Here is a 10,804-nt window from a genome sequence, read left to right on the forward strand (position 1 = left end):
ATGCCCGTCACCTCCCTCCGCAAGACCTCTGCTCGGCCTCCTGAAGTCGCGAAGATCAAGATCAAGATCAAGATCAAGATCAAGATCAAGAGCAAGAGCAAGAGCAAGAGCAGAGCTAAGCAGAACAGTGCAGTTTCACCTCTTTATTTCGGTTGACTGTACTGGCCGGTGACTCCACATAATGTCGCTTCGAACTGACCCGGATGTGGCATGCACAAGACAGTCCTGGTGCTGGTGGAAACCGTCGATGATTACCTGCCCATGCTGGAGCAGGCCGGTTACCGTTTGATCCGTGCCCCTTCGCCGCAACTGCGGGCCGAGGCCATCCAGCGCCATGCCCATGAAATCGATGCCGTGCTCACCCGCGGCCCGCTGGGCCTGACTGCCAGCGAAATCGACACGCTGTCCAACCTGCAGATCATCTGTGTGATCGGTGCTGGCTATGAGCAGGTGGACCTGGCCGCCGCCGCTGCGCGCGGCATCACCGTCACCAACGGCGCCGGGGCTAATGCAGAGGCGGTCGCCGACCACACCCTCGCCCTGCTGCTGGCGCTGTTGCGCGACATACCCCGCGCCGATGCCAGCACCCGCCGGGGTGAATGGAACCGGGTGATCAGCCCTTCGGTGAGCGGCAAGCGCCTGGGCATTCTCGGCCTTGGTGCGGTGGGCCTGGCCATCGCCAGGCGCGCCCATCTGGGCTTCGCCATGCCCGTCAGCTACCATAGCCGCACGCCGCGCCAGGATGTGCCGTACACCTGGTACGACAGCCCGCAGCACCTGGCCGATGCCGTCGACATCCTGGTTGTGGCAACCCCCGGCGGTGCCAATACTCGCCATCTGGTCGACGCGCAGGTGCTCGAGGCCCTGGGGGCCGAGGGCTACCTGGTGAATATCGCCCGTGCCAGCGTGGTCGACACCCAGGCCCTGGTGGCCGCGTTGCAGCATGGCCAGCTTGCCGGTGCGGCACTGGACGTGTTCGACGACGAGCCGGCTGTACCCGATGCCCTCAAGGCCCTTGGCAACACCGTGCTCACCCCCCACGTGGCCGGCCAGTCGCCGGAGGCGGCGCGCGACACGGTGACCCTGGTGCTGCGCAATCTGCAGGCGTTCTTTGCCGGCGAAGCCGTGTTGACCCCGGTACGCCAGTAACCCTTTTCATACATCTGCCTGGCAGCGATCGGGCAACAAGGAGTGTGTGCATGCAACTTGAAATCTTCCAGGTCGATGCGTTTTCCGCCGAACCATTCGGGGGCAACCCGGCGGCAGTGATCCCGCTGCAAAGCTGGCTGCCGGACGATGTGCTGCAGCGCATCGCCGAAGAGAACAACCTGTCGGAAACCGCCTACTTCGTGCGCAACGGCGAAACCTTTGACCTGCGCTGGTTCACCCCGACCGTGGAAGTCGACCTGTGCGGCCATGCCACCTTGGCCTCGGCCTATGTGCTGTTCGAACAGCTGGGCGAGCAGGCGCAGGTACTGCGTTTCAACACCCGCAGTGGCGAGCTGCGCGTCAGCCGCAACGCCGACGGGCTGCTGGCCATGGACTTTCCGGCCAAGCAGCCGGTCGCAGTGGATATGCTGCCGGGCCTGTTGCAGGCGCTGGGCCTTGGCCAGGCACAGGCGCTGTACCGCAGTGACGACTACGTGGTGGTGATCGATGACGCCTTGCTGCTCGACACCCTGCAGCCGGACTTCGTTGCGCTATCGGCCTTCGATGTGCGCGGCATCGCCGTTACCGCGGCAGGCCGTGGCTTTGATTTCGTCACCCGCTGGTTCGGCCCGCGGGTCGGCGTGAACGAAGACCCGGTTACGGGCTCGGCGCACACCTCGCTGGCTCCGATATGGGCCGAGCGTCTGGGAAGGAACGTGCTGAGCTGCGAGCAGGGAGGGGTGCGCAAAGGGCAGCTGCAGTGCGAAGTGCCGGGTAACGGCCGGGTGATCATCAGCGGGCGGGCGGCGTTGTACCTGCGCGGTACCGTGTACATCTGACCTTGGGCAACTGCCTTGTGCTGCCTGTACCGGCCCCATCGCCGGCAAGCCAGCTCCCACAGGTACTGCACTGGCCTGAGAGCGGCGCGGTCGTGGTGGGAGCCGGCTTGCCGGCGATGAGGCCGGTACAGGCATCTATACTTGCTGGCCCATCTTCCGCTCAAGGAGCCAGTCATGGCCCTGGAAAAACACGGCACCTGCCTGTGCGGCGCCACCCGCCTCAAGGTCACCGTCGACAACACCCAAATCAGCGCCTGCCACTGCAGCATGTGCCGCAAGTGGACCGGAGGCCCATTGCTGGTGGTGCATTGCAGCCAGCCACCAGTGATCGAAGGGCGCGCCCCCAGCGTCTTTGAATCTTCCGACTGGGCCCAGCGTGGATTCTGCGGCCAGTGCGGCACGCACCTGTACTACCGCCTGAAAGCCAATGACTTCCATGCCGTGCCGGTCGGCCTGCTCGACGGCGACCAGGAATGGGATTTCGACCTGCAGATTTTCGTCGAAGAGAAGCCCGCCTGGTATTGCTTCGCCAACCAGACCAAGGAACTGACCGGCCAGGAAGCCTTCGAGCAGCTCGGTTGACGGGCACGCGAACTTGCCAAACCGGTGCATTCCTGCGAAAAGGGCGGCTTTGTTTCCAGTGTTGGAGTATGCCCCGTGAGCCAAGAACTGCAGATCATCGACCTAGTGCAGGGAGATGGCAAAGCCGCCGTCAAAGGCGCCCTGATCACCACCCAGTACACCGGCTGGCTGGCCGACGGCAGCGAGTTCGATTCGTCCTGGTCGCGCGGCAAGCCGTTCCAGTGCGTGATTGGCACTGGTCGGGTAATCAAGGGGTGGGATCAAGGCCTGATGGGGATGCGCGTTGGCGGCAAGCGCAAACTGCTGGTACCGGCGCACCTGGGCTATGGCGAACGCAGCGTGGGAGCGATCCCGCCGAATTCGGATTTGACCTTCGAGATCGAATTGCTGGAAGTGCTGACGCGGGATGATTGAGTGGCCTCATTGCAACCCGATGTTCTTGGGCCCTGCACATTTCAGCAACACCCATCCTCTAATCTAAGCCTTGCCCAGGGAACGGCATCACCTCCAGGGAGGAACCAAACGGGTTCAGGGCACTCTCACCCACACTCGTTGCCAGGGACGGCATTCACTACAAGGATGCCCCGCGGTGCTGTTGGCGGGGCGATGTGGCGGGTCTACCCGATTCTTTCTGCCACATGGGCCCGTCTTGATGAAGTTGCCAACGTTCTTCCGCCGCCGTCGTCACTGGTTGCTGAGCCTGACGCTTACAGCCATAGCCGTACCGCTGGCGCTGGAAGCTGTCGAAAGCCGGGCGCAACCGGTGGATGGCACACAGACCCTGGTGTTCCTGCGTCACGCCGAGAAGCCGGGCGAGGGGCTGGGGCAGTTGAACTGCCAGGGCCTCAACCGTGCGCTGGACCTGGCTACCGTGTTGCCCGAGCGCTTTGGCAAGGCCGACTACGTGTTCGCTGCCAACCCCTCGCGGCATGTCGAGGAAGGCAGCAAGGACGAAAGCTACAGCTACATTCGCCCATTGATGACCATCAGCCCCAGCGCCATTCGCCTGGGCCTGCCGGTAAACATCGATTACGGCGCCAACGACACCGACGCGCTGGCCGAAGAGTTGCTGCGTGACAAGTACCGTAACGCGACCGTGTACACCGCCTGGTCGCATGGCTACCTCCCCGACCTGATCAATGCCGTGGCTGGCAAGGCCCTCGGTGAAGAGCGGGTGATCACCGAGGACTGGAGCGGCGACGACTTCGACACCCTGTACGTCCTGACCCTGACTTGGCATGACGGCAAGGCCAGCCTGCTCAGCCGCAACGTGCGTCAGGGCCTGAATGATGGTGCGCATAGCTGCCCGACCTGATCCGCTGGTACTGCTCTGCCAGGAAGCCTGAATAATAATGCTTCGGCAGGCCCGGCCTCTTCGCGGGTAAACCCGCTCCCACAAGTTCTGCACAGGCCCTGAGAGCAATGCGGTCCCTGTGGGAGCGGGTTTACCCGCGAAGAGGCCAGATCAGGCGAAAGATGCCTAACGCCCGAACCGCATCGGCCAACCCACCACTTTCTTCGCCCGTGGCGTGGCATAGGTACGTACCTTGGAAGTACTCAAGCCCATGCGCACCAGCGATTCGGCTATGGTCACCGCCGCGCTCACGCCATCCACAACCGGCACGCCGGTGCGCTGGCGGATCTGCTCGTCCAAACCAGCCATGCCGCCGCAACCCAGGCAGATCACCTCGGCCTTGTCGTCACGCACGGCGCGTTCCGCCTGCTCGACAATCGCCTCCACGGCGCGCTGTGGGTCGGCTTCCAGCTCCAGCACCGCCAGCCCGCTGGCGCGTACCGATGCACAGCGGTCATACAGGCCGGAGAGCTTCAGGCGGTCCTCGATCAGGGGCACGGTGCGGTCCAGGGTGGTCACCACCGAGTAGGCATGGCCCAGGTACATCGCCGTGCTGGCGGCGGCATCGGTGATATCCACCACTGGCACGTTCAGCAGTTCCTGCAGGCCTTCGCGGCCATGTTCGCCGTAACCCGCCTGGATCACGGCGTCGTAAGGGCCTTCGTAGGCCAGCACCCGATCCATCACCGCAATGGCGGCCAGGTAACTTTCGAAGTTGCCTTCTACCGACTCGGCACCGAACCATGGGGTGAGGCCGATGATTTCGGTGCCGGGCGCGGCCACCGCACGGGCCTGTTCGGCAATGGCTTCGGTGATGGCTTCGGTGGTGTTGACGTTGGCGATCAGAATGCGCATGGGTAGCCCTCCCTGGTCAATGGCTGCTGTGGTCAACGGCGATGCATTCACCGCTGACGTCGTGGTAATGACATTTGCGTGGTGCGATCAGCAGGTACAGGGCGGCGGCGATACCGGCACCGATCAGCCAGGAGAACGGCGCGATGCCGTGGAAGTTGGGTACCAGGGCCAGGACGATGGCCAGCAGTGCAGCCGGTACGAAGGCGGCCACCGCGCGCAGGTTGATGCCCTTGGTGTAGTGGTAGGCGCCGGCCGGGTCTTCGCTGTACAGCTGCGGCACGTTGATGCAGCCTTTGCGCAGCAACCAGTAGTCGGACATGATCACCCCGTACAGCGGGCCGAGCAGGGCACCCAGGCCGGACAGGAAATACACGATCACCAGCGGGCTGTTGTACAGGTTCCAAGGCAGTATCAGCACCGCCAGGGTGGCGCTGATCAGCCCGGCGCGACGGAAGTTCAGGTGACGCGGTGCCAGGTTGCTGAGGACGAAGGCCGGGGCGACGAAGTTGGCCATGATGTTCACCGCCACGGTGACGATCAGGAAGGCCAGGCAGCCCAGTACCAGGAATGCTGTGCTGGGTATGGCGGCAACGATCTGGGTCGGGCTGTCGATGATCTGGCCGTTGATCTGGAACTGCGCGCCGCACAGCACCACGGTGATCATGGCGAACACCAGGATGTTTACCGGCAGGCCCCAGAAGTTGCCGACGCGGATGGTCTTGCGGCATGGCGAGGAGCGGGCGAAGTCACAGAAGTTCAGTACCAGGGTGCCGTAGATCGCCAGCCACAGCGCGCCGCCGGCAAAGATGTTGCGCCACATCTCGTAGCCGGTCAGCGGTTCGGCCACCGACCAGGCGATGCGGGCGTCGGCCTTGAAGTACATGAACACCGCCAGGGCGGCGACGGTCAGCAGGATCACCGGGCCGGCAAAGGCCTCGTAGCGGCGCACCATCTCCATGCCGTAGGCCAGGATCACCAGCTGTACCAGCCAGATCGACACGAAGCATACCCAGCCCAGGCTCGACAGGCCCAGGATGCTGTCATGGTCGTAGGCTGCCATTTGTGGCCATACGGCGGTGAGCAGCACGCGCAGCACCACCGAAGCCAGGTAGGTCTGGATGCCGAACCAGGCGATGGCGATGACCGCGCGGATGAGCGCCGGGATCTGTGCGCCGTGGATACCGAAGGCGATGCGGCTAATGACCGGGAACGGCACGCCGGTCTTCTGCCCCATGTAGCCGGACAGGTTCATGAAGAAGTACACCAGCGCCGCGCCGATGGCCAGCGACAGCAGGATCTGCCAGCCACCCAGGCCAAGGGCGAACAAGCCCATGGCGAACGAGTAGTTGGCGATGTTGTGCACATCGTTGGTCCACAGCGCGAAGATGCTGTAGCCGCCCCAGCGGCGGCCTTCTATGCGCGTCGGGGCAAGGTCGCGGTTATGCAGGCGCGGGCTCAAGGCAAGTTCCGGCTGGCTGCCGGCTAGAGGGGACGCGGGGTGGGTGCTGGCGACGGATAGTTCAGGGGCAAGGTCGAGGCTGGTACTCATTCCGGCGGGCTCCTGATGCACGTGGACTGCGATGAGCGGGCATGCGCACGGGCTCGCCAATCTCGTCGGTGCAGCGTTGGCATCTCAGGGTTTGGGGCGCGGCGGCCGATGTTTGGGCGGCGTCGCGGGTTCTTGTGTATTTATGTTTTGCTTGATTTGTATACAAAACACGAACACACAAAAGCGAGTTCCATGCCAAGCAAGTAGCAACTTTCAGTTGGCCATCATTTTGAATCTATCATTCTGAAATATAAGTTTATGAAATGAAGGGAATATAAGTTGACCAAATGAACAGTTTTAAATTTTTCGAAGATGATTTAGTTGATCATTTGGTCAGAATAAGTTGTGGGAAGTGTGTAACGTATTGGGGCGTGATCTGGGAAAGTGCACACAAAAACTGCACTTAAGGTGACATTCCTGTGTACAAAATTTAGTCAGCTTTTTCCTGTGCTGGCCTCTTCGCGAGTGAACCCGCTCCCACAGGTACCCCTAAGCATCCCGGCCCGTCGAGATCCTGTGGGAGCGGGTTTACCCGCGAAGGGGACCGTACAGGCAAAACTCAATCCATCGGCGGCAACCGCCGCTTCACCGGGCTTTTCTTGATGATGGCGGTGTTGGTCTCGGCCAGCACATTGATGCGGTCGAGCAGGGTATCCAGCTGCTCCATCGAGCGCACATGCAGCCGGGCAATGAAGCAGTCCTCGCCAGTTACCTTGTCGCACTCGGTGAACTCCGCAATGGCGACAATCTGCCGTTCCACCTCCTGCAACTGCCCGGGGAGCGGGCGGATGCGCACGATGGCCTGCAACTGGTAGCCAAAGGCACGCGGGTCGACCTCTACGGTGTAACCGCGCAACACGCCGCGCTCCTCCAGGCGGCGCAGGCGTTCGCTGACGCTGGGCGCCGAAAGCCCGCTGATTTGCGCCAGGGCCTTGAGCGAGCGGCGCGAGTCTTCCATGAGCGCGTTGATCAGCAGTTGGTCGATGGCATCGGTCATGGTTACCTCGATAAGGTTGTTCGATTGATTTGCCTTGATAGTAAAGGCAAACATTCCAATCTTCCTTCGTTATCCGCTGGAAGGCCGGCCAGCAACCTTTGCATACTGTTGCCATCTTCAACAGGAGGTATGAGATGGACAGTTCATTGCGTCGTGGCTCGCTGGAAATGATTGCTGCCATGCTGATTTCCGGGACCATCGGCTGGTTCGTGCTGGTGTCCGGCCAGCCGGTGCTCGAGGTGGTGTTCTGGCGCTGCGTGTTCGGTGCCGTGACCTTGCTGGCAATCTGCGCGGGGTTCGGTTTCCTGCGGCCGGGCGTGATCAGCCGCACGGCGTTCCTGCTGGCGATTGCCAGCGGTGTTGCCATCGTTGGCAACTGGGTGCTGCTGTTCGCCTCCTATTCGCGGGCGTCGATTGCCATCGGCACGGCGGTATATAACGTGCAGCCGTTCATGCTGGTGGGGCTGGCGGCGGTGTTCCTGGGCGAGAAGATTACCCTGGCCAAGGTCACCTGGCTGAGTGTGGCGTTCCTCGGCATGCTGGCCATCGTCAGTGCCCATGGCGCGGGGCAGGGTGGCGGCGAGGACTATTTGCTGGGCATCGCGCTGGCGCTGGGGGCGGCCTTCCTGTACGCCATCGCGGCGTTGATCATCAAGCGCCTGAGTGGCACGCCACCGCACCTGATCGCGCTGATCCAGGTGGCCACGGGTGTGCTGTTGCTGGCGCCGTGGGTCAAGCTTGGCGGCTTGCCGGGTGAAATGCCGGCGCTGGCCAGCCTGCTGACCTTGGGCATGGTGCACACCGGGTTGATGTATGTGTTGCTGTACAGCGCCATCCAGCGCTTGCCCACGGCGCTGACCGGGGCTCTGTCGTTCATCTACCCGATTGCGGCGATTCTAGTGGACTGGGTGGCGTTCGGGCACCGGCTGGCACCGTTGCAGTGGCTGGGGGTGGCGTTGATCCTGCTGGCGGCGGCGGGAATGCAGCAGGGGTGGTGGTTCAGGCCCAGGACGATAGCGGTCAAGGGCCATTGAGGCCGCTCTGCGGCCTATCGTCGGCAAGCCACCTCCCACCTCGACCGCATCGGGCTCAAGCCAAGCGCAGTACCTATAGGGGCCTGGCTTGCCTACAGGTACTGCAATGGACTCGAAGCTTGCGCAGGACCTGTGGGAGCTGGCTTGCCGGCGATAGGGCGCGAAGCGCCCTCAGGGGGTAGAATGCCGCTTTTGCCAGCTTGCGACCCATGATGACTTCGCCGATCCAGACTCTGGAGCAACACCTGCTCGCCGCCCTCGACCCTGCCCCGCAGGAAACCCGCCGCCTGTTCCACGGCCGCGGTCGCTGCTGGGCGGGCCTGGAGCAGGTTACCGTCGACTGGCTGCAGGGCGTGCTGTCGGTCGCCCTGTTCCGCGAGCCAGCGGAAGGCCAGCTGGCCGAACTAAAGGCCATGCTGCGTAATCTCGCCGAGCGCCCGCAGTGGACTGGCCAGGCCATCCTTCTCCAGCATCGCTACCTGCCCGACAGCCCGGGCCAGTGGCTGCTGGGCGAACCGTGCCAGCAGCGCGAGGTGGTCGAGGATGGGCTGACCTACCTACTGGACCTGGGCGTGCGGCAGAACAATGGCCTGTTCCTCGACATGCGCTATGGTCGGCGTTGGGTTCGCGAGCAGGCGGCGGGCAAGCGTGTGCTGAACCTGTTCGCTTACACCTGCGGTTTCTCGGTGGCGGCGATTGCCGGTGGCGCCGAGCAGGTGGTGAACCTGGACATGGCCAAGTCGGCGTTGTCCCGGGGCCGTGACAACCACCGCCTCAATGGTCACGATGCGTCGCGGGTGGCGTACCTGGGGCACGAGCTGTTCAAGTCGTGGGGCAAGGTACGCAAGTACGGGCCTTATGACCTGATCATCATCGACCCGCCCACCTTCCAGCGTGGCAGTTTTGTACTGACCCAGGATTACGCGAAGATCCTGCGGCGCTTGCCGGAGTTGTTGAGCGAGGGCGGGACGGTGCTGGCGTGCGTGAACGACCCGGGCATCGGGCCGGAGTTCCTGATCGAGGGGATGGCGGAGCATGCGCCGTCGCTGAATTTCGTCGAACGGCTGGAGAACCCACCGGAGTTTCCTGACGTGGACCCGGCGGGGGGCTTGAAGGCCCTGGTATTCCGCCAGGTCTGATGTCGCCTGTACCGGCCCTATCGCCGGCAAGCCAGCTCCCACAGGGACTCCACAGTACTCAAGACCTGTGCAGTACCTGTGGGAGCTGGCTTGCCGTCGACAGGGCCGGACCTGCCTGCATCAATTACTGATTGTTGGTGTAGATCTGGTCGAACACCCCACCATCATTGAAGTGGGTCTTCTGCACGGTGCGCCAGTCACCGAAGGTCTTCTCCACAGACAGGAAGTCCACTTTCGGGAAGCGGTCGGTGTACTTGGCCAGTACCGTCGCATCACGCGGGCGCAGGTAGTTCTGTGCGGCAATTTCCTGGGCGGCAGGCGACCACAGGTACTTCAGGTATTCCTCGGCCGCAGCCTGGGTGCCTTTCTTCGCCACTACCTTGTCGACCACGCTGACCGGCGGCTCGGCTTCGGCCGACACGCTCGGGTAGACCACTTCGAACTGGTCGCGGCCGAACTCGCGGGCGATCATTTCGGCTTCGTTCTCGAAAGTTACCAGCACGTCGCCGATCTGGTTGGTCATGAAGGTGGTGGTGGCGGCACGGCCACCGGTGTCCAATACCGGCGCCTGCTTGAACAGCTTGCCGACAAAGTCCTTGGCCTTGTTTTCATCACCGCCTTGCTTGAGCACATAGCCCCAGGCCGACAGGTAGGTGTAGCGGCCGTTACCCGAGGTCTTGGGGTTGGGCACGATCACCTGCACGCCATCCTTGAGCAGGTCGGGCCAGTCTTTCAGCGCCTTGGGGTTACCCTTGCGCACGATGAACACAGTGGCCGAGGTGAACGGCGCGCTGTTGTTCGGCAGGCGGCTGACCCAGTTGTCCGGCACCAGCTTGCCATTGTCGGCCAGGGCGTTGATGTCGGTGGCCATGTTCATGGTGATGACATCGGCCGGCAGGCCATCGATCACCGCTCGCGCCTGCTTGCTCGAGCCGCCGAAGGACATCTGCACGTTGACCTTTTCGTTGTGCTCGGCTTCCCAGTGCTTCTGGAAGGCCGGGTTGTAGTCCTTGTAGAAGTCGCGCATCACGTCGTAGGAAACGTTGAGCAGGGTGGGGGCGGCCTGGGCGAAATTGCCCAAGGCAAGGCCTGCGGCGAGCAGCGAGGCGGTGAAGAGTTTTTTCACGTTGCTTCCTTGTTATCGAGAAGGTGTTGGCAGTTTGCCTGCGACTATAGCGGGTGGGTTTGTAACGGCTAAAGAACTAAAACGACTTTGGTTATGCTGCTGACTGTACTGGCCCTATCGCCGGCAAGCCAGCTCCCACAGGTACTGCACAGGTCTTGGGCATTGTGCATTACCTGTGGG

General features: G+C 62.7%; 11 protein-coding genes. 7 read left to right on the forward strand and 4 right to left on the reverse strand.

Features of this window, described 5'->3' with window-relative positions:
* Nucleotides 1–210 precede the first annotated feature (210 nt).
* From IRZ77_RS26135 to IRZ77_RS26155, 5 genes are all read left to right on the forward strand, one after another.
* On the forward strand, nt 211–1,149 hold the full coding sequence (locus IRZ77_RS26135) for a 2-hydroxyacid dehydrogenase (RefSeq protein ID WP_046615012.1): 939 nt from the start codon (nt 211–213) through the stop codon (nt 1,147–1,149).
* 50 nt (nt 1,150–1,199) lie between these two features.
* Nucleotides 1,200–1,988, forward strand: coding sequence for a PhzF family phenazine biosynthesis protein (locus IRZ77_RS26140; protein WP_046615013.1), 789 nt, complete (start codon nt 1,200–1,202; stop codon nt 1,986–1,988).
* Nucleotides 1,989–2,162: 174 nt separating this feature from the next.
* Nucleotides 2,163–2,570: a GFA family protein gene (locus IRZ77_RS26145; protein WP_085601229.1), complete on the forward strand. Its 408-nt coding sequence runs from the start codon at nt 2,163–2,165 to the stop codon at nt 2,568–2,570.
* Between the two features lie 75 nt (nt 2,571–2,645).
* Nucleotides 2,646–2,984: an FKBP-type peptidyl-prolyl cis-trans isomerase gene (locus IRZ77_RS26150; RefSeq protein WP_046615015.1), complete on the forward strand. Its 339-nt coding sequence runs from the start codon at nt 2,646–2,648 to the stop codon at nt 2,982–2,984.
* Nucleotides 2,985–3,222: 238 nt separating this feature from the next.
* Nucleotides 3,223–3,885, forward strand: coding sequence for a hypothetical protein (locus IRZ77_RS26155; RefSeq protein ID WP_025340046.1), 663 nt, complete (start codon nt 3,223–3,225; stop codon nt 3,883–3,885).
* A 165-nt stretch (nt 3,886–4,050) separates the two neighbouring features.
* Here IRZ77_RS26155 and IRZ77_RS26160 read toward each other — a convergent pair whose 3' ends face one another.
* The 3 genes from IRZ77_RS26160 to IRZ77_RS26170 all read right to left on the reverse strand — a co-directional run bounded on the left by IRZ77_RS26160 (nt 4,051) and on the right by IRZ77_RS26170 (nt 7,325).
* Nucleotides 4,051–4,779: an aspartate/glutamate racemase family protein gene (locus IRZ77_RS26160; protein WP_046615016.1), complete on the reverse strand. Its 729-nt coding sequence runs from the start codon at nt 4,777–4,779 to the stop codon at nt 4,051–4,053.
* Between the two features lie 16 nt (nt 4,780–4,795).
* Nucleotides 4,796–6,328, reverse strand: coding sequence for an NCS1 family nucleobase:cation symporter-1 (locus tag IRZ77_RS26165; protein ID WP_108480568.1), 1,533 nt, complete (start codon nt 6,326–6,328; stop codon nt 4,796–4,798).
* A 559-nt stretch (nt 6,329–6,887) separates the two neighbouring features.
* A complete protein-coding gene (locus tag IRZ77_RS26170) occupies nt 6,888–7,325 on the reverse strand; it encodes an Lrp/AsnC family transcriptional regulator (RefSeq protein ID WP_025340043.1) in 438 nt (145 codons plus the stop codon).
* Nucleotides 7,326–7,459: 134 nt separating this feature from the next.
* Between IRZ77_RS26170 and IRZ77_RS26175 the strand changes: the two genes are divergently transcribed.
* On the forward strand, nt 7,460–8,359 hold the full coding sequence (locus tag IRZ77_RS26175; protein ID WP_085601231.1) for a DMT family transporter: 900 nt from the start codon (nt 7,460–7,462) through the stop codon (nt 8,357–8,359).
* A 212-nt stretch (nt 8,360–8,571) separates the two neighbouring features.
* Nucleotides 8,572–9,498 (forward strand): class I SAM-dependent methyltransferase, encoded by a 927-nt coding sequence (locus tag IRZ77_RS26180; RefSeq protein ID WP_085601232.1) that lies wholly within the window; start codon nt 8,572–8,574, stop codon nt 9,496–9,498.
* Nucleotides 9,499–9,622: 124 nt separating this feature from the next.
* On the opposite strand, the gene IRZ77_RS26185 is transcribed toward IRZ77_RS26180, so the two are convergent.
* Nucleotides 9,623–10,624 carry a sulfate ABC transporter substrate-binding protein gene (locus tag IRZ77_RS26185; protein WP_046615020.1) on the reverse strand — a complete coding sequence of 334 codons (1,002 nt, stop codon included), beginning with the start codon at nt 10,622–10,624 and terminating at the stop codon, nt 9,623–9,625.
* Nucleotides 10,625–10,804 lie beyond the last annotated feature (180 nt).

The sequence above is a fragment of the Pseudomonas pudica genome (genome assembly GCF_015680405.1).
GTDB lineage: Bacteria > Pseudomonadota > Gammaproteobacteria > Pseudomonadales > Pseudomonadaceae > Aquipseudomonas > Aquipseudomonas pudica.

What these genes read in the sequence shown, in the direction of transcription:
- IRZ77_RS26135 (WP_046615012.1), top strand. Translation starts at nt 211, where the DNA reads ATGCACAAGACAGTCCTGGTGCTGGTGGAAACCGTCGATGATTACCTG.
- IRZ77_RS26140 (WP_046615013.1), top strand. Translation starts at nt 1,200, where the DNA reads ATGCAACTTGAAATCTTCCAGGTCGATGCGTTTTCCGCCGAACCATTC.
- IRZ77_RS26145 (WP_085601229.1), top strand. Translation starts at nt 2,163, where the DNA reads ATGGCCCTGGAAAAACACGGCACCTGCCTGTGCGGCGCCACCCGCCTC.
- IRZ77_RS26155 (WP_025340046.1), top strand. Translation starts at nt 3,223, where the DNA reads ATGAAGTTGCCAACGTTCTTCCGCCGCCGTCGTCACTGGTTGCTGAGC.
- IRZ77_RS26160 (WP_046615016.1), bottom strand. Translation starts at nt 4,779, where the DNA reads ATGCGCATTCTGATCGCCAACGTCAACACCACCGAAGCCATCACCGAA.
- IRZ77_RS26165 (WP_108480568.1), bottom strand. Translation starts at nt 6,328, where the DNA reads ATGAGTACCAGCCTCGACCTTGCCCCTGAACTATCCGTCGCCAGCACC.
- IRZ77_RS26170 (WP_025340043.1), bottom strand. Translation starts at nt 7,325, where the DNA reads ATGACCGATGCCATCGACCAACTGCTGATCAACGCGCTCATGGAAGAC.
- IRZ77_RS26175 (WP_085601231.1), top strand. Translation starts at nt 7,460, where the DNA reads ATGGACAGTTCATTGCGTCGTGGCTCGCTGGAAATGATTGCTGCCATG.
- IRZ77_RS26180 (WP_085601232.1), top strand. Translation starts at nt 8,572, where the DNA reads ATGACTTCGCCGATCCAGACTCTGGAGCAACACCTGCTCGCCGCCCTC.